Origin of the sequence: Shewanella sp. SW32 (assembly GCF_025653365.1) — a bacterium.
Classification (GTDB): domain Bacteria; phylum Pseudomonadota; class Gammaproteobacteria; order Enterobacterales; family Shewanellaceae; genus Shewanella; species Shewanella oncorhynchi.
The window spans coordinates 46219-64478 of record NZ_JAKKSJ010000007.1 but is presented as its reverse complement, the minus strand read 5'-3'; the positions used below and the strand labels follow the sequence as shown (position 1 = coordinate 64478).

Here is an 18260-nt window from a genome sequence, read left to right as displayed (position 1 = left end):
GTGTAGAAATCTCCAAACCCTTTCGTTTAGTGCTGCCTCTGTCATCTATCCTGAGTTCTTCGTTTAGTCAGTTTGTACAAAATAGTTAAGATTTTTATTTCAGCGACGTAAATCGAGCCTGAAACGAAGCTGCATTCTACTTTCGATTGGTAATATGGTCAGAATTGAGGGGGGGGTGTATGTTTAGCAAATCAGCATTAAAAACAACTTTACTTATATTTATGTTTGGCTGTCAGACGGTAGTTTTGGCGGGTGACGACTTTTATAACCAATCTCAAAAAGGATGGTTCTGGCATGAGCCGACTCCCGTTCCTGAAATTGAACCGAAGGTTGAACCCGATGAAAGTAAGGCCACAACTTCAACGCCAACGGAAGAACGGATGGTTAACATCGATGCAGAATGGTTGAAGAAAAATTTACCACAACTTCAAGCGAATGCTATCAACAATCCTACTACCGAAAATCTTGGTGCATTTTATGCGGCTCAACGCTTAATGCTCGATATCAGTTCAAAATTTGCCACCAATACCAGCGATTTCTTTCGCAAAGAGGCCAGTTGGTTGTCTGAAGATCATCGCCGTCCGACTGAAGCGTTTATGTTGTCCAGATTTAAAAATGATGTTCAGAAAGCACAGGAACCCGTGATTGAAAAAATATCCACTCAAGCAGGTATTTGGTTTTTTTATTCGAGTGCCTGCCCGTACTGTGTCAAACAACTTCCACTCATTAACTTCCTTGCTACTCGATATCAATTGAACGTTCTTTACGTGTCTTTAGATGGAGGCACTATTCCTGGCATTCCAGAAGATAAGATCGTGATTGATGTTGACGGACGTGCTTCGAGCCAATTTAACGTCACGGTTACCCCTACAACATTTCTTGTGTCGAATGATGCGACGAAATTTGAGTTGTTGAGTAATGGGGTTTCATCATTGCCAAAATTACAAAATGCATTGGTTGATGTTGCACATAAATATAATTGGATCACTGATGCTGATTTTCAATCAGTTCAAGCAGTTCGTGGGACAAATGTGTTGGCTAATGGACAGCTGCAGGTCAAAGAAAGCGAATTATCTAATCCAGCATTTCTCTATGATGTGCTTCAGAGTCGAGTGGATTTAACGAACTCCCCCATTGGGACACCTTTAAGAATTGGAGCTCCAAACTAATGAAATTAAGTAAAATATGTTTGTTTCTATCATTAACGGTGTTCAGTGTTGTCGCAGATCCAATGCAGGACATATTTAATGATATGTATTCGACTACAGCCCCGAGTGCTTCCCAACATGGAAACGGGCGTTATGGTGTAAACCTCGGGGGATTTACTTATCGCCCGAAGCTAAGTGATGGTGCTCCAATTGTCAGTGCGCGATTACCGAACGCTAGCCTTGGCCCTTGTGGTGAAATTGATATATTTGCAGGAAGCTTTAGTCTTATTTCCGGCGACGAACTTGCTCAATTAAGTCGAGGGATTATGCAGGGGGCGGCAACTTACGCCTTTAATCTTGCATTACAGTCAATCTCACCTATGGCAGCTGGAGTTGTCGATGAGTTAAGAACCCTCATAAATGGCGCCAATCAGTTCAATATTGATGGTTGTAAAAAAGGTGCTGAATGGGCGGCTAATGCTCTAGCGTCTGACACTCCATCAGCTCCGTCAACAGAAATAGGGTTTGTCGCAAAAAAATTGCAATCTATCAATATGTCACTGGGTTTTGCGGCAGACATGAACGATGCAACGTATGGGGCAGAGTCTCAAAAATCGGCATCGGCCTTGGCTTCTCAAGTTGGCAAAAAAATTAATAATAACTCTCTAATAAAGCCGTTATCTGAAAATCAACCCAATGGGGATCTATTCAAATCCTTTAGCAGTGTGAAGGATAACGAATTGATATTGACCATACTTGGCGCTGTATTGACCTCAACTGACCTTTCTAATTGCACCACACCTATCACTGATGAAGGTACTTGTATTAGCCGTGTACCGGGAAAGGGAGCGCCATTTTTCATTGATCTGTTTTACGATGCTGACGACATTGATTCCGATGTTGATGATGTAGAGCTTAAATATTACAAATGTGCCGATGTGGACTGTATCAATGTTGTTAATGCCACTATTACAACGAAACGCATATTGCCTATGATCAGAAAAACCATATTCGATATCTGGCAAAAAACGTATAAAACCCCCACGGTTAAATATACCGATACAGAAGCAAAGATCATGTACTGGTTCGGAAACGATATGTATCTAATGATGCAAGTGTTTGGACCACACGATGAGTTTGGTAGGAGTTATGCTCGTTATAAAGCGCTAGAAGCCACATTGATCATTATGGATTACATGGCCAATGATCTTGTCTCTCAAGTTAGAACATCTCTCGTTACCTCAAAGAATCAGCAAACAGGTGAGCAATTGTATCCGGTTGGCTTAAACCAAGCGCAAGACGATTTACTGTGGTTTAAGGAGGCTTATACCGTAAGCCGAAATACTGACATACAAAAAAGAGTGTTTGAAGACCGTGCAAGGTTAGACGCGGCATTGACGGTCACACTAAGTACCAAGAAATAATTAGGAGTCGATCAGCATGTGGGAAATTTATTCTGTTGGTAATCCGACGTTCCTTATTGAAGTCTTTAACGGATTAGCTCGCCTATGGTCAACTGGCGATATCTACGTATTACTATCCATCGCATTAGTGATTGGTTTACTGTGGAATTCTCTTCAATGGGCTACCAACCAAGAGAAAATGCCTTTCCCAGCTAAAGGTTTTATTCTATCTATTATTTTTGTAGTCGGCTTATTAGGTCCTCAGTCGCTTGTCGATGTACGAGTTACATCAAAACGCGATTATTCGTTTCAAGAAATCAATAACGTACCACTTTTACCCGCCGTGGGCGGTTGGTTTATCACAAATACAGGTACAGCAATTGCTGATATTATGGCTCAGGCTTTTTCCATTGTTGGGATTGATTCTTGGGAGGCTTTGAGCCCTATTCAGCATTTTGTCGGCCTTTCTGCAGTTAATTTTGCTGACGTGTGCACGCCCAATCCTTTGGATAACAATATAAATGTTTGTAAATCATTTAATGTCTATCTTGATGAGTGTTATGTCGTCGCGAACATGGTTTCCCCCGGAGCAACTAACCCTATAGAACCGGTACTAAGTGCAAAACCAGCTGATATTATGGGGTTACTGAAAGTTACCAACCCAAACCTTAATACCACGAGTTATCTTGTGCCAGGGAACTCGCAGGGGGAGAAGATTAGTTGTGAGTTGGCTTGGAGTAAACTGGATAGCCAAATGAAGTCAGGGCAGTATAGGGATAACTTGGAGAAGTCCTTATCAGCTCAAGGTTCAAGTCTGGCGAAAGTCAGCCAATTTTTAAATCAATATAGTATGCAAGGGGTTATCCCTTCTGCAGAGTCATCTTTTGATCTCGCGAATGCCGCGTTCATCGGTAGTGTTTTTAATAACTATTTCCCAAGCACCCCGTATGGCCAACAAGTGTCACACGCCATGTTTGATACGATAAGACAACGCCAATTAGCTAATGCATCCAAAAAGGAGTATTGGATGGAAAATGCGGAAGTGATGCAGTCGTTTTTTGAAGCATTAACGGTCTTTTTAACGCCTTTCCTTGGATTGGTTTTGGCTATTTCTGGTCAGGGACTTCTAGCCGTAGGGCAATATTTTGCTGCATGGATGTTTGTCCAAATGTGGTCAATCATGATTGTCTTGGTCAACTTGTTCACCGCTTTGGCTATGACGAATCGTTTCAATGACGCTGTTGCTGCAGGCAAAAGCCAATTTAGTTTAACGGCGATCGACAGCCAATTTGCTACAGCTAACAGTTATATCGGTATCTCCGGTATGCTTTACACTTTCATTCCCGCTATTTGTGTCTTTGTGCTCTATCGAGGTGTTCATGCAATGCAGGGCATGGCTAAACAGGCTATGGCCGATCCTTCTATCGATTCTAAACGCCTGTCCCCTGATACCGGCACGTCAATACAAAACGGTAATGCTCAATTCGGTAATCAAACATCTCAGTATGAAACTAACACTGGGCGCCATTTAAACGGTGATTCGCTGGTTTCTAGTTCCGCGGGGAAATTCTCAGTGGGTGAATCAATAGGTTCGAGCGTTTCATCTGGGGCGAGCAGCCTCCGAAGTCAGGCGGCAACTTTAGCTCAAAATGCACAACAATCTTTGGACTCTATTTTCAACGAATCAAAAGGGGGAAATTTTTCTAAAAACACGGGTGAAAGCCAGTCGTTTCAAGCATCATCTGTTTCTGAGTGGGCATCGTCTGCTGCTAATGCCATAAGCAAGGCTACAGGGATGTCATTTTCTGAAGCACAGCAACTTGTAGCGTCAGGTGCCGTAAGTGCCGATGCAAAAGGGGGATTGTCTTTAAGCGCAGGTTTCGGCGGGAAAGGACAAGGCCCAAGTATGGCTGCGAAAGTGGGTGCAAGCTTTAGTGCTGACTTGAAAGCAACAGCCCAAGCGAATGCTAATTCGTCGGAAGAAGCTAAAGAATCGTACAATAAAAACCTCCAAGAGTTAGTATCGAACAAAGATGCCATTAACCAAAATTTATCCAAGATTACAACAGCCTCGGATGTCGCATCTTTCTCGGATACCGCAGCAGTCCAAGAAGCAGCAAAACAAAGTGCTGCCTATACTCGTCAATCACAGGCGCTTGAGCAACAAGGCCTCATGTTGACTCAGATGGCTACGAATTCTGGTCAAGTCTCCACATCCAGAGATATTGATTTTGCAGGGCTTAGTGCCTCATTAAGTAAACAAGATATAGGTTCATTTCTTTCTAAAAAGAACCCTGAACTGTGGGAGAAAATTAAGGATTTGCAAGTGGATGGCATGTCTGGCGATAAGTGGTTGGATGAAAAAACAGTGTCCTTTGCTCAGGAACGAGAGTCAAAGAGTGCGAATGCCATTGGTGAAGGTCGCGCACTTGCTCTTCAAGAACTGATGAAAGAGAACGACAAGATTAACATGCAGGAAGGCGGCAGAGGAATTGACATTGGCAAGGAAAAGGCCGATGCCGAGATGAACCGTGATATTTTTCAATCTATGGCTGCTAATGGAGTAGTGAATACTACTGCCGCAGGCGATCTCTATCAAAATAAAGTCAACACACTCGATGCTATGGGCAACACATCATCTTACTTAGATCAAAGTAAGGCACCTTTAGAACAAGTGGCGCCAAAAATGCCAACGGCCGATGAATTTACGAATGCGTATGGGGCTCGTGAACAGGGCTCTCAAGCTATGGTTAACAGTGCTCTTCATGAAACGTTAAATGGACATGCTAATGTTGCTAATGCGGCCGAAGATAACAAGGCGCAATTCAAGAAACAAGGTGAACAGTTAACCGGCGGAGTTGATGGTGTTGGTTCTGCGCCAGAAAATTTTGAGAAGAAAATAGACAAACTGGATAGAACTCATAGCGCGACAGCACAACTCTTCAATACCATCGGTGATATTCCTGCAAAGTTAGGAGAAATGACTAAGCCTGAAGGCGACAGAGCGATGAATAATTTAATCACTCAGCTCGCTTCAAGTGAGGAAGGTGCTAAGTGGGTCGGGGAGAATGTTAAGGGAGATACTGCTAATGGCATGAATCTATTATCTGACTTCAAAGGCGATCCCACTGAAAAATTCAATAGAGGGGTTCAGGTTCCCGGCGATGAAGGGCGTCAGTACCAATCTTTACTGCAATCGTTAGATAATCCCCAGTTAATGCGAGGACTTTTAGGGGAAGATGGACAAGGTACTCCTTTGGCGAAACAAAATTTCAAAGAGGAAGAATTAGCTAAGTTGAGCGAACTGAATAGTTGGTATCAAAGCTATACGCAAGGCAATAATGGCGGCGAAAAAGCTATTAATGAAGTGATTAAGCAGAATGCTAATGGGATGGCCGATACGTCTTCCGGCAATCCAATTTTGAATGCTTTATCTAATGATGGAGTTGTTAATTCGTTCAATTCTGACAATGCTACTAACTCTCTAAATGATAAAAACAAAACTGCTGACGTGCTAAATAAGGTACTTAACGGGGAGAATGTTAGCGATATTATCAAAGACGATAAGGTATTTACGTTGCAATATGCTGAAGGTCGGTCGATGAATCTGACTAAGGGAGACCACGATAGTAACGCAAATAATTTAGCAGATATTAAAGAATTGGCAGCGATAATTAAACCGTCATTAAGCGAGGATAAGCAACAAGTGCTAGAAAATGCACTCTCTCAATTCGAGCAGGAAATCCCTTCTATTGATGACAAGTTACAGAATAACGCGTCTCAGGATAAAGATAACATCCAGTCTGCAAGGCTTGCAGGCACTAGAGTTGCCTCTGATGAGTCGTTTACGAGTAATGCTAAAAATGCATATAACGCCCTTATTGACGCTAATATGACCCCTGAGCATGTTCGATATGATGCACGCCCTACCAAAAGTTTTGATGATGTTGCTTCCCATGTTGAATCGGCTAAAGATGTAACGCAGTTAGCCACAATGTATGAAAATTCTAAGCCTTTCATAAGTCATGATAGCCAAGGTAAAATTGAAGCTGATTTGAACAAACTCAGCGAACAGTTCGGTGGTTCAAGCATCTATCCCGCTTCTGCAAGCCCCGGTGGATCTGCAGCCAATATAGACACTACACAGCCACCAGCGACGAGCACAATCTCTGTGAGTAGTAATGTAAGTAGTAACGACCACGCCCCAGTTGCCATGGGCTTTACAAATGCGAGCGTTGGAGGGAGATAGCAGGCTAAAATGTAACAAGTGAATAAGGCGATAATTAAACTCTTATTCGCTTGTTTCTTCGACAAACAAGTAATGCCAAAAGCTTTTGGTTACCATAGGCGTAATACTTTGAAAATCCGTCTTGTAATGTCCATGTAAATCAAAAGGCACATTATCAGGGCGTTCATTATCTCTACACCATTGACGCCAATCAGTTTGAGTTCTCAATCCGAGTTTTCGAGTGAAAGATAACAAATCTTTAAAATTTAGATATTTATCACAAGCTAAGAATTGCGCCCAATTACTAAAACCTTCCACTTTAGAAATGTGCAAAGGACCATTGATTAAATTAGTGGAAACAGCAAGCCGCCACTCTTCTTTTGTTCGAATGTTTAACGAAACAGCAATCTGTTGGATTTCCTCAATGTCGATTTCTACCTCTGGACTATTATCCATTCCAGTAAAATTGCACCACCCTTTCCATTCAGTTTTATAGTAAATGCTTGGCTGGTATGGAAGGATGTTTTGGAAGTCAGTCGAAGATGCACGAAAGCGCAAATATTCTTTCGCTGTAAATATCTTAAAATCCCGAACAAGCTCTTTAGCTTGTTCAAATGATAGTTTTTCTTGATTCTTTCTATGAGGAACCATAGGGATAGACCTTTATGATTAATGCTCCTGGCCTTTATGCTAAATGTAAAATTACCCATCTAAGCAATTTTTATTGTAACAGACTTCACCTATCGATAGTCAAACCCAAATCTATTGCACCAGCCATCAATTTAAAAGTACCTTTATTGAACTGTGATGGTAGCCACTGAACTACAGTATTAACATCCATTTTGTATATTCGTTTAAAGATAGGAATAGTGAATAAGCTGCGAGTTATAAAAACAGTATCATCTTTACACTCGATGTCTATCTTGTACCAAAAAAACAAAATTGGGATGCTTGAAATGAAAATCCAGCTCAGTGGTATGCCGTAGTCATATAAAGATGTATTCGTTAAATTTACTAAACATATAAAAAGAAAAGGAAAAGATAGGGCCAGAACACTAACCCTGAACAAGCTAAATTTTACAAATGCGTAATAACTTTCTCTCATTCCTTACCTTCGTTGAACCGATAATAATGATCCAGACCAACATAAGCTGTTTTTATTCCTTCACCATTGGAATTTTTGAAGGTGACGAGTATTTTACCAATGGTATCATTTTTTGGTATTTGAAATCTTGAATTAAAAACGAGCGTATTAGCAGGCATAGCCTCCATCTGTTTGCGGTACAGGTTGTCAATGTACACCTGTTGTTCTGTCAGCTTGGGTTTTGGGTATGTTTTTTCAAAATAGCTTTTCATTTGATGAGAAAGCTGAAGTGAACTGTCATTTACCTTTAGGCCAGCAGGTAACCCTACCGGTGATTGGAAAACCAATAACGCTGCACTCGCGATGATCAAATTAATCATGATGAACTCCTAGGTTGTTTGCAAGGTACGGCGTACCAGTATTTTCTAGCGTTAATCAAAGGGTATGGTATTTCTTTAAAATTAACATTACCGCGGTTATAGTCCGATAAAGCGTTTACCTTGCTCGGCGGTTCACCAAAAAGAATCATGGGCAAAGAGGCGTTGGTCGATGATATTTTTTTGTTCGCAGTGGCACCAACATGCCTGGTCCATAGGTCGATAAATGGTTGAACTCGGGTTTGTCTTATTTCGACAATGTTATGACCTACTGGTACATGAGAAAGCAGCTCTATTTCTTTATCGATGAAAGCCTGCTTGTCATCACGGTTGCTGAGTGTGTATTCAAAAACATGATTATTTTTCGCGTTTTCAAGACTTAACTTAGCCTCATCGAGAGGCACAATTCGTTGAATTGTTTTGTGCTGCCAATAAAAATTGACTGTGTTCACAGCAACATTTGTGCAACGAATATGTCTTGTTGCAGACAATAAAACCACGTTCTCAATGTTTTTATGCAAGTTTTCGTGAGCGTTTTGGCGCTTTTTAAAATCCTGCTTTACGGAATCGTGAAACTCGTCTTTTCGCTTATTTATCTCATTAATATAGCTGACAACCTCAGCCTGACTTGCTGTTGGCAACACAACAAAGCCTGGGAATCGATGTGCAAGATAAGTACTGTATTTTAACGCGTCTATTTTGAGTGTAGAGAAGGCTTTGCGTAAGAATTCCTTCCCTTGGTCATCGAGCGTATGCCTTTGAAGGATAGAAATAATCTCGGGCTCTGCATGGCTTTCATCTAATAGTATCCTTGGCAGTTTGAAAAGCTGTAAATCAATGGCGCAATCACTTAACAACGCCGAAAATTCATCGAGCATTGATTGTAACTGTAAAAAGTTACTCTTCATGATTGAATTATTGTGAGCGCGATTTTTCATTCATGCTACCGCATACTGACCCTTTTATACTTAAATTATAGTACACCTTGGCTAAATTTGCCCAACGCGCCAAAAGTGTAAAGTTAGATTTATGCACGAGGTAACAACTTGTTTTCAATATCAAATACACCTTAAACCTAAACATTAAAAATTTGCCATAATCTCTTTAGAGATTTTGATAACCGACTTATGATAGTAGTTTTGATAGGTGATAAATTACTCTATCAAATTGTATACATTTTGATAGGGTGCATTTTTGACTTTTATCGCCCAACTGGTGTAAATTGAGCGAATCGAACGATTCGTTTAAAGGTGATAAATGAACACTCTTTCAGCCAATGAAGCAAAAATTCACTTTGGAGATTTGTTGCTCAAAGCTCAACAAGCTCCAATCCAAATTAATAAAAATGGCAAGCCTGTGGCCGTTGTTATTTCAGCTGATGCATACCAAAGTATCGAGACACTAAAATTACATTTGCTTCAATCCAAAGCGGTGAAAGCCATAACTGACATCAAAATGGGCAATTTGGTTGATGGTAATACCTTTTTTGATGAGCTGGCCGCAGGGCAGTATGACTAATGCCGGTAACTTATCATTTAACGCCCGATGCACAATCTGATCTGATAGGTATTCACCGCTTTACGTTAGCCCAATGGGGAACGACTCAGTCGAAGACCTATTTATCAGGACTTAGACAAACGATTCAACTGCTGGCTGAAACACCCACCCTTGGGAAAAATAGACCCGAGGTACGCATGAATGTGTTTAGCTTCCCTTATTCAAGTCATGTCATCTATTACATCCAACATGAGCATCAATTCGTTGTATTTGGGATCTTACATAAAAGTATGATTCCACTTGCACATCTCGCGGAGCGGGAAATTATTTGATGTAGTGAAATAGGGAGGGCACCATGAAAAATGATGTTCGGCGGCTATCTATTTTGTCAACTGATGAAATAGATGAACTGTTTGGATTACCTCATTTCTCAGATGATGATCGTCGATTATATTTTGACTTAAGTGCTAAAGAGCGCGAGCTATTCGACAATACCCGAACGTTTTCTGTGGCAGCCCATTTAGTATTGCAACTGGGCTATTTCAAAGCCAAACGGCAGTTTTTCAGTTATGAACAAGAATCGTCAGTACTAAATGACTTGGATTACATTGCCGCGCTGTACTTTCCCACCAAAACGCTTTCAAGACTGAAAAGTCCCTCAAGACCGATTAGGGCTGAACAACAACGAGCAATTCTTGATTTATTCCAGTATAAACAATGTGATAATGAGGTAAAAGTTGATTTGGAAGATAAAGCACAGCGGGTTGCGATGTTATCGACACAACCTATCTTTATCTTTCGTGAATTAACCCAATACTTAGCATTACACCGTATTGTCATGCCCAGTTATCGGTATATGCAAGAGATGATTGGTAGAGTGGTGGCTTATGAACGCACCCGTATTGCTCGATTACTTAGCACTTGCATGACTTCACTTATCGATCAGCAATTAGCGGCTTTGCTTCGGGCTGAGTCAGGAGTATTTCGCGTCAGCGCATTAAAACATGAAGCTAAAGATTTCAGTTATAAAGAATTGCGACATGAAGTCGCACGGCGGCAGTTTTTCCAGCCTCTACATGAGTTTGCCAAGCAGTTCCTCATAACAGCGGGGATCTCCAATGAAAGCGGCAAGTATTATGCTTCTATGGTTAAGTTTTATACCACTTATAAACTTCAACGCATGAAAAAAGAGACTGCTCAGTTATATCTGCTGTTTTTTGCTTTTCATCGGTTTCAGCAAATTAATGACAACTTAATTGAAGCATTGCTCCATTGGGTCGATCAATACGAGAAACAGGCCAAGCGTGCCGCTGAAGAAGCAATGAATAATGCGGTTACCAATGCAGCGAAAAATTTACAGGCTGCGGGTCATGTATTGAGCCTGTTTACGGATGACACCATCACCGATGACACACCTTTTTCCATTATTAAAGAAAAAGCCTATGCATTGCTTGAACAAGAGAGATTCCCATTAGTTGCTGATTACTTACGCAATATTGCTTTCGACAAAACGGCATTTGAATGGTCACATTACACAAAATTATCCGCCACATTCAAACGTAACTTAAGGCAACTTTTTACTGATCTGGATTTTGCCGGACGTGTAGAAGACTCTCCTTTGCTTGAAGCTATCGCGTTTTTACAAAACTTATTGCGCACAGAAAAATCACCAAGGCAAACTGACCCTAATTCATTTCCGACTGAGATTATTCCTAAAGGTTTACGCCGATATTTGTTTAGTAAAGAGGGCAAAACATTTAAAACGCTTGATGTAGATCGCTATGAGTTTTTGGTCTATCGCCTACTACGCAACTCACTGGAAGCGGGTGATGTGTACGTTAAACATAGTAATGAATTTCGCCGCTTTGAAGATGACTTAATAAGCGATCTTAGATGGCAGGATAAAGAACGAGTATTGCAAGATATTGGTGCACCCATTTTATTGGCCCCTATCCAAGATACTCTGGCTGTATTTCATACTATGCTAGCAGCACGTTATAGTGCGATTAACCAACATATTTCTGATGGGGTCAACAAACATATTAAAGTAATTGGGGCTGCCGAAAAGCGTCGTTGGAAGCTGCTTTATCCGAGCAGTGATGAATCCGTTAATAGCGATTTTTACAGCCAGTTACCAGGAATTGGTATTGCGGATCTACTGTGGTTTGTTGCGGGTAATACTGGATTTTTAAATGCATTTACCCATGTATTAGATCGTTATGTAAAGCATGAAGCTGATCCCCGTGAAATTTTCGCCTGTATTGTTGCGATGGGAACAAACATGGGGTTAGCAAAAATGGCTGAGGTTTCAGGCCTTAGCTCAGCATCAATGGCGGGGACATCAAGAAATTATCTACGCTTGGAGACATTACGAGCGGCTAATGATGCGATTAGTAATGCGACCAGCCAGCTACCCGCATTTCATCTCTATGATATTCAGGACACACTTCATTCAAGTAGCGATGGTCAGCGGATAGAAACGCAAATTAACACCCTTAACGCTCGATATTCTCCCAAGTATTTTGGTTTACAGAAAGGTGTCAGCGCCTACACGTTGGTTGCAAATCATGTTCCTATAAATGCAAAGATTATTGGGACTCACGAACATGAAAGCCATTACGTTTTCGATTTATTGCATAACAATACCTCTGATATAAAGCCAGAACGGCATTCCACTGACACCCATGGCACCAATCAGGTTAATTTTTGGATTTTGCATGCATTTGGATATCATTTTGCACCTCGTTATCGTGATTTGCATAAGAAAATGGATACGTTAGTCGGCTCACAACATCCCAATGAGTGTGGTGACTGGCTAATAAAGCCTGCCCGAAAAACCAACGATGAATTGATTGAACGTGAATGGCCCAATATTCAACGGATCATGGCATCGCTAGCTCAAAAAGATGTTACTCAAGCCACGATTGTTCGCAAACTCTCGAGCTATTCGCGTCAGAATCAGACCAAGAAAGCATTATGGGAGTTGGAAAACATATGCCGAACGCTATACATTCTCGACTTTGTCGACGATGTTGGCTTACGTCAATGTGTACAAAAAGCATTAAATCGTGGCGAAGCCTATCATCGTCTTAGACGAGCAGTTGCATTTGTTAACGGTGGAAAATTCAGAGTAAAAACAGAAGAGGAGCAGCAAATATGGAATGAATGCTCTCGGCTCATCACCAACGCGGTCATTTACTACAACACAGTGCTGCTATCTCGTGTCTATGAACAGAAGCAAACAGTAGGAGATCAAAATGCACTGGCTCAGCTTCACAGTATTTCGCCCGTTGCATGGCAGCACATCAATATGTATGGCAATTTTGAGTTTAGTCCATCAACCTCAAAAATAGATATCGATGCATTGGTTGCTCGATATGCTGAACCAGAATATTGGAAGCAAGCGCTGATTGAGAACGAGAATTCAAGTGAGTGATTTTAGAATTTAAAGCTAACTTTACATTTTTGGCGCGTTGGGCAAATTTAGCCATAAACAGCCGGTCGACTTTCGTAAATCCATTAATGGCTTATCGTTGCTGGTCGAGCAAGAGATGCAGCTCTCGCCATTTAGCGGCGCACTGTTTGTGTTTTGTAATCAGCAGCGTACCCGGTTAAAAGTACTGTACTGGGATAGCACCGGGTTTTGCCTGTGGTACAAACGGCTTGAAAAAGACAAGTTCCGCTGGCCACGGCAGATGCCTGGCAAAATACTGTCTATTAGCGAGCAGCAATGGCATTGGCTGTTGCAAGGTGTCGATATCCAAAAAATCACCGCCCATCAGCCACTGCATTACCAGAGTGTGGGCTGATATGACGATCGGCTATAAATCCTTATGATCGCATCCAAAACAATCTAAATCTTACCAAGCACTTAGCTAAATTGGCCGTTATAATGGCGGCCATGAAAAAGATACCAGACACCTTACCTGATGACGTTGCACTGCTCAAGAAAATGCTGCTTGAGCAGACGCAAAAGCTTGAGCGCAAACTGGCGCAAAAAGATAAACGCATCGCCAAATTAGAGCGGGTTAACCAGCAACTGTCGGACAAGTTGCAGCAGTTGCTGGAGCGTTACAACCTGAAGAAGTACCAGAAATTTAGCCCCAGCAGTGAAACCTATGAAGGTGAAGGCGAGGTGTTAAATGAGGCCGAACAGCTTATTGAAGACGAGTCAGTAGCGACAGAGCCAGATACTCAGACGACCGAGAGCGCTAAGAAAGCTGCTAAGCCACGCCGCCCACGGATTGCCCCTGAGCTGCCGCGCGTTGATGTTATCCATGACATTGACGATAAAACCTGTGCTTGCTGTGGCCATGCGCTACATCAAATGGGTGAGGAAGTCAGTGAGCAAATCGAGTTCGTACCGGCACAAATCCGGGTGCTCAGAAACGTGCGGCTGAAATACAGCTGCCGGCAGTGTGAAACCACGGACACCAAGGTCGACATTAAAATTGCCGATGTGCCACCGGCGGTTATCCCTAAGAGCATGACCACACCGAGTCTGCTTGCCCAAATCATCAGCAGCAAAATGCACTATGGCTTACCGCTTTATCGTCAGGAGCAGTTGTTTAATCAGGCCGGTATTGAGCTTAGCCGTCAAACGATGAGCCGCTGGCTGATAAGCTGTGCAGAGAAACTGAAACCGTTACTGGCGTTAATGAAAGCTGAGCTTCTGAAACAGCCCGTGCTGTGGGCAGATGAAACCACGGTTAATGTGCTGGATGTTGAGAAAAGCACCTGTTATATGTGGGTATATGGCTGTGGCTTAGAAAAAAGTACCGGCCCCAAGCTCGTGCTGTTTGATTATCAGGATAGTCGCAGCAGTAAACATCCCACCGACTTCCTGGCGGGGTTTAACGGTTATCTGCAGGTCGACGGTTATGCCGGATATGAGAAAACCCACGCAACCTTAGTCGGCTGCTGGGCGCATGCCAGACGCAAGTTCGTCGAAGCCCAAAAAGCGCAGGGCAAAGGCAAAACGGGTAAGGCCGATGTGGCCCTTAACCATATCCAGAAACTCTATGCGCTGGAGAGTAAATTAAAAACTGCGCCGCCTGATAAGAAATATGAAGCCAGGCAAACGCTAGCCAAGCCGTTGCTCGCGCAATTCAAAAGCTGGTTGGATAAATCAAGCGAGAGTGTCACGAAAGAAAGTTTACTGGGAGCGGCTATTACGTATAGCCTGAATCAGTGGCCCAAGCTTGTCCGCTATCTGGATGATGGCTGTCTGAATATCGACAACAATCGTGCGGAGCGCGCCATCAAACCGTTCGTGATTGGTCGCAAGGCGTGGTTGTTCGCTAATACCAAGACGGGAGCACAAGCCAGTGCGGCACTGTACAGCCTGGTCGAGACCTCAAAAATCAACGGACTGGAGCCGTATGATTACCTATGCCGCTTATTAACCGAGCTACCCAAAGCCAACACCCAAGAGAAACTACAGCAACTCCTGCCTTACTGATCACCAGCCACACCGCAAGGTGTGGTTGGCGTTACGCTTACCTCTGGTTGGTGATGATCCGCAGTAGTGCACTTTTCATAAAAATCGCCTGCAAAATATACATTAAATCAATATATATCAGATCAGTGCATATTGGTAGTGTCAAGGTTAAATAATAGGCAATTTTGTACTAGGTAGCGTTTTAATTTGATTATGGACTTTATGCTATACCGATAAATACACAGGAAATTTTTTTCACAAAAGTGTATGAATGTTGATAGAAGCAACAAGCTACCATCGAAGGGCGTTTCCAAAGATATTGGTATAACAGAGCATCGAACAGACTCAGTTGGAAAGGATCTCGCGTAGAAGCTCTATCATCTTCACGGATAACTCGCGTTTCCAACGATAAATTAGTTTGGGATTATGTAGGGTAACGTTGTTGTATCGTTATGTGATTTTACTCACTTAGCGCGGTGTACAGAACTACTGGATCAGATCAGTTTCAACTGACGTTCTGCCGTTGCACATTTTGCCCTGATGAGTTCGTTCATTGTTGTAAGACAGCCACTCATCCTGATCATTTTGCCGCGTCTCCAGCGTTTGATTAACTTGTTGCGAAAAGCCACCTGATAAAACTCGTTCAGGATCGCCTTATCAAACTGCTCGCAGATCCCATTCGTTTGCGGTGACATCGTTTTAGTTTTCGTGTGATCGATGCCACTACTAGAGTTGGTAATCATGACGCTCGAACTTGCAGAGTAGCACAGCCTATATCGATGTTAACTCTACACCTGACTCTGTCAATTTATGCGTATCAACATAGTGGCTGAAACGTGCTAATAAGAAGGTGAGTTTTGGATGAATGTACCTTTGACAAAATGGTCTGTTGGGTGCTGTATAAAAGTAGTCGATAAGCTCAGTTTTATTCGCTTTAAAATCCTTAAAAAAATAAACCTGAGTAATGACTGGCTGCTCAAAATCAGCTCTACAGGCATCTAATATGTTTACAGCCTGGTTATACTGAACCTCATCATAAGCGTATATCGCTGAACGATATTTACCACGCATTGAGTGGTTTGATGTGCTCGCGTGAGTATGTAAATGGATTTCGATCAAGGTTGATAAAGAAATAACAGTCGGATCAAAAACCACTTCAATGGCTTCGCTGAACTGAGCGTTGTCACCAATTGAGGCGATCCAACCTTGATTGACAGTAGCAATGCCAATAAGTGATGAAAATACGCCTTCGGTGCACCAGTGACAACCACCGCCTAAGCCGATTGTATTAAGGGTGGTTGTCGTATGCAAATTGCAAGTCTGTGTGGGCTGCTGCAAACTCATTGAGATGAGGGCAACTTCCAGTCTGGTCTGGGGAAGTGGCAGGTATAGCCATTTGGTCGGAGTTCCAAATAGTCCTGATGCATAGCCTCCGCTTCCCAAAAATCACTTGCAGGTTCGACTTCAGTCACTACTTTTCCAGGCCATAATCCCGAAGCATCCACGTCAGCAATGGTTTTTACTGCCTCAGCATGCTGTGCCTCAGAGGTATAATAAATGGCTGAGCGATAAGATGTGCCCTTGTCATTACCTTGTCTATTTACTGTACTAGGGTCATGAATCTGAAAGAAAAACTCTAAAATTTGTCGATAGCTGGTGATTTCATTATCGAACATTATTTCAATGCCTTCAGCATGGTTACCATGATTGCGGTAGGTAGCATTAGCCACTTCACCACCGGTATAACCTACTCGGGTTGAAGTGATACCGGGACGTTTGCGGATAAGATCCTGCATGCCCCAAAAGCAGCCACCGGCTAATACTGCGCGTTCAATTGCCATAATTAAATGTCCTCTACTTGGTCTAAATACTCTGCGTAACCTTTACTTGCCATTTCTTCCCTAGGAATAAAACGTAATGACGCTGAGTTAATACAATAACGTAGGCCACCCTGGTCTTTGGGACCGTCTGAAAATACATGGCCTAAGTGACTGTCGCCATGAGTTGAGCGCACTTCTGTGCGGGTCATGCCGTGCGACCTATCAGTGATTTCAATTACGTTGACAGAGTCTATCGCTTTGGTAAAGCTCGGCCAACCACACCCTGATTCATACTTGGCAGAAGACGCAAATAAAGGCTCACCTGACACGATATCCACGTAAATGCCGGGCTTGGTGTTCTTTAGCAATTCACCAGTCCCTGGACGCTCTGTACCATTTTCTTGCGTCACCCGATACTGCTCCTTAGTCAGAGCAGAAATCGCATTCATAGATTTTTGATAGGTATTCATAAATGTCCTCTTATAGAGTAGAGCCATGTGCCTTTCAGATTATAAGAGACCTTCTGTTTACAGAATTTATTTCACTTAGGCCGTTAACCCGAAAAAATGATCTGATCCAGTAGTTCTGTACACCGCGCTAAGTGAGTAAAATCACATAACGAGGTGCCTATGACAGCTAAAAAGAACTGCAAGACCTATACCGCAGAATTTAAGGCCCTCTAACTTATAGTTGTTTCGGATGCGGCTTATTTGTTTTTGTGCTCCAGTGCTGTAAGTGATGTGCCTACGATAAATATAGACACGACAAACAAGCCTAAATCTTTTAGCAAAAACTGGCCAGGAACCACAGAGATCGCAGGAAACCCAAGAGATGCCTCAAAAACACCGGGTGTAGTCAGCATGAACGACAATGTCGTAAAAAAGAGTCCGGTTGAAAGTACACCGCCCAAGATTGCGAGCTTAGGGGAGAAAACTCGTGCAGCGATTAACAGGCCAACTGAAATTTCAAGCACACCCAGAAAATTTGAGAATCCTTGAATGCTGAGGAAACTATACATCCATGAAAGCAGAGGGCTATTACTAACAAAACCATGTATACCGTTTGCTTCGTAGCTAGTGAATTTCATACCACCAAACCACAAATATATTATCGTCATGGCAACGTAGATGCCACCTATACCAAACTTAGTGACTTTTGCACCGAGATTATTACTAAGGATATTGGTAGTCTGGACACCATTTTCAATTTCGGGAATAGTCATCTTATATCTCCAATTATTTTTAGCCATGTGGACTCACTCTA

15 protein-coding genes and 1 pseudogene are annotated in these 18260 nt (G+C 42.4%); 8 read left to right on the top strand and 8 right to left on the bottom strand.

From position 1 onward, the window contains the following. Window positions 1-179 precede the first annotated feature (179 nt). The 3 genes from traF to L5M28_RS05620 are packed head-to-tail and all read left to right on the top strand — an operon-like array spanning window position 180 to window position 6800. Window positions 180-1169, top strand: coding sequence for a conjugal transfer protein TraF (traF, locus tag L5M28_RS05630; protein ID WP_263185332.1), 990 nt, complete (start codon window positions 180-182; stop codon window positions 1167-1169). After that, complete coding sequence (locus L5M28_RS05625; RefSeq protein ID WP_263185333.1) at window positions 1169-2572, top strand: conjugal transfer protein TraH; 1404 nt, start codon at window positions 1169-1171, stop codon at window positions 2570-2572. The genes traF and L5M28_RS05625 overlap by 1 nt, the downstream gene beginning before the upstream one ends. Window positions 2573-2588: 16 nt before the next feature. Continuing rightward, complete coding sequence (locus tag L5M28_RS05620; RefSeq protein WP_263202701.1) at window positions 2589-6800, top strand: conjugal transfer protein TraG N-terminal domain-containing protein; 4212 nt, start codon at window positions 2589-2591, stop codon at window positions 6798-6800. A 42-nt stretch (window positions 6801-6842) separates the two neighbouring features. Here L5M28_RS05620 and L5M28_RS05615 read toward each other — a convergent pair whose 3' ends face one another. From L5M28_RS05615 to L5M28_RS05605, 3 genes are all read right to left on the bottom strand, one after another. After that, window positions 6843-7430 (bottom strand): hypothetical protein, encoded by a 588-nt coding sequence (locus L5M28_RS05615; protein WP_263185335.1) that lies wholly within the window; start codon window positions 7428-7430, stop codon window positions 6843-6845. A 450-nt stretch (window positions 7431-7880) separates the two neighbouring features. Continuing rightward, on the bottom strand, window positions 7881-8243 hold the full coding sequence (locus L5M28_RS05610; RefSeq protein ID WP_263185336.1) for a hypothetical protein: 363 nt from the start codon (window positions 8241-8243) through the stop codon (window positions 7881-7883). Continuing rightward, complete coding sequence (locus tag L5M28_RS05605; protein WP_263202699.1) at window positions 8240-9178, bottom strand: DNA replication terminus site-binding protein; 939 nt, start codon at window positions 9176-9178, stop codon at window positions 8240-8242. The genes L5M28_RS05610 and L5M28_RS05605 overlap by 4 nt, the downstream gene beginning before the upstream one ends. Window positions 9179-9497: 319 nt before the next feature. Between L5M28_RS05605 and L5M28_RS05600 the strand changes: the two genes are divergently transcribed. From L5M28_RS05600 to tnpC, 5 genes are all read left to right on the top strand, one after another. Further along, a complete protein-coding gene (locus tag L5M28_RS05600; protein WP_011787805.1) occupies window positions 9498-9758 on the top strand; it encodes a type II toxin-antitoxin system Phd/YefM family antitoxin in 261 nt (86 codons plus the stop codon). Next, complete coding sequence (locus L5M28_RS05595; protein WP_099458567.1) at window positions 9758-10069, top strand: type II toxin-antitoxin system RelE/ParE family toxin; 312 nt, start codon at window positions 9758-9760, stop codon at window positions 10067-10069. Before L5M28_RS05600 ends, L5M28_RS05595 begins: the two co-directional genes overlap by 1 nt. A gap of 23 nt (window positions 10070-10092) precedes the next feature. Next, window positions 10093-13173, top strand: a complete 3081-nt coding sequence (locus tag L5M28_RS05590; RefSeq protein WP_011787830.1) for a Tn3 family transposase — start codon at window positions 10093-10095, stop codon at window positions 13171-13173. A 37-nt stretch (window positions 13174-13210) separates the two neighbouring features. Beyond that, window positions 13211-13546: an IS66 family insertion sequence element accessory protein TnpB gene (tnpB, locus tag L5M28_RS05585; RefSeq protein WP_192937895.1), complete on the top strand. Its 336-nt coding sequence runs from the start codon at window positions 13211-13213 to the stop codon at window positions 13544-13546. Window positions 13547-13638: 92 nt separating this feature from the next. Further along, window positions 13639-15198, top strand: a complete 1560-nt coding sequence (tnpC, locus tag L5M28_RS05580) for an IS66 family transposase (protein WP_099458459.1) — start codon at window positions 13639-13641, stop codon at window positions 15196-15198. Window positions 15199-15663: 465 nt separating this feature from the next. On the opposite strand, the pseudogene L5M28_RS05575 reads toward tnpC, so the two are convergent. From L5M28_RS05575 to L5M28_RS05555, 5 genes and pseudogenes are all read right to left on the bottom strand, one after another. Continuing rightward, window positions 15664-15933, bottom strand: a pseudogene (locus L5M28_RS05575) (IS481 family transposase); the annotation flags it as partial. 15 nt (window positions 15934-15948) lie between these two features. Further along, on the bottom strand, window positions 15949-16488 hold the full coding sequence (locus tag L5M28_RS05570; protein ID WP_041413416.1) for a peptide-methionine (S)-S-oxide reductase: 540 nt from the start codon (window positions 16486-16488) through the stop codon (window positions 15949-15951). Window positions 16489-16517: 29 nt separating this feature from the next. Further along, on the bottom strand, window positions 16518-17018 hold the full coding sequence (gene msrA / locus L5M28_RS05565; RefSeq protein WP_011711652.1) for a peptide-methionine (S)-S-oxide reductase MsrA: 501 nt from the start codon (window positions 17016-17018) through the stop codon (window positions 16518-16520). 2 nt (window positions 17019-17020) lie between these two features. Continuing rightward, entirely contained in the window at window positions 17021-17467 is a 447-nt protein-coding gene (gene msrB, locus L5M28_RS05560; RefSeq protein WP_011711653.1) for a peptide-methionine (R)-S-oxide reductase MsrB, read from the bottom strand. A 236-nt stretch (window positions 17468-17703) separates the two neighbouring features. Beyond that, window positions 17704-18219, bottom strand: a complete 516-nt coding sequence (locus L5M28_RS05555) for a YkgB family protein (protein ID WP_011711654.1) — start codon at window positions 18217-18219, stop codon at window positions 17704-17706. Window positions 18220-18260: the final 41 nt, after the last annotated feature.

Coding starts and splice junctions, on each gene's coding strand:
- traF (WP_263185332.1), top strand. CDS start 180: ATGTTTAGCAAATCAGCATTAAAAACAACTTTACTTATATTTATGTTT.
- L5M28_RS05625 (WP_263185333.1), top strand. CDS start 1,169: ATGAAATTAAGTAAAATATGTTTGTTTCTATCATTAACGGTGTTCAGT.
- L5M28_RS05620 (WP_263202701.1), top strand. CDS start 2,589: ATGTGGGAAATTTATTCTGTTGGTAATCCGACGTTCCTTATTGAAGTC.
- L5M28_RS05615 (WP_263185335.1), bottom strand. CDS start 7,430: ATGGTTCCTCATAGAAAGAATCAAGAAAAACTATCATTTGAACAAGCT.
- L5M28_RS05610 (WP_263185336.1), bottom strand. CDS start 8,243: ATGATTAATTTGATCATCGCGAGTGCAGCGTTATTGGTTTTCCAATCA.
- L5M28_RS05605 (WP_263202699.1), bottom strand. CDS start 9,178: ATGAAAAATCGCGCTCACAATAATTCAATCATGAAGAGTAACTTTTTA.
- L5M28_RS05600 (WP_011787805.1), top strand. CDS start 9,498: ATGAACACTCTTTCAGCCAATGAAGCAAAAATTCACTTTGGAGATTTG.
- L5M28_RS05595 (WP_099458567.1), top strand. CDS start 9,758: ATGCCGGTAACTTATCATTTAACGCCCGATGCACAATCTGATCTGATA.
- L5M28_RS05590 (WP_011787830.1), top strand. CDS start 10,093: ATGAAAAATGATGTTCGGCGGCTATCTATTTTGTCAACTGATGAAATA.
- tnpC (WP_099458459.1), top strand. CDS start 13,639: ATGAAAAAGATACCAGACACCTTACCTGATGACGTTGCACTGCTCAAG.
- msrA (WP_011711652.1), bottom strand. CDS start 17,018: ATGGCAATTGAACGCGCAGTATTAGCCGGTGGCTGCTTTTGGGGCATG.
- msrB (WP_011711653.1), bottom strand. CDS start 17,467: ATGAATACCTATCAAAAATCTATGAATGCGATTTCTGCTCTGACTAAG.
- L5M28_RS05555 (WP_011711654.1), bottom strand. CDS start 18,219: ATGACTATTCCCGAAATTGAAAATGGTGTCCAGACTACCAATATCCTT.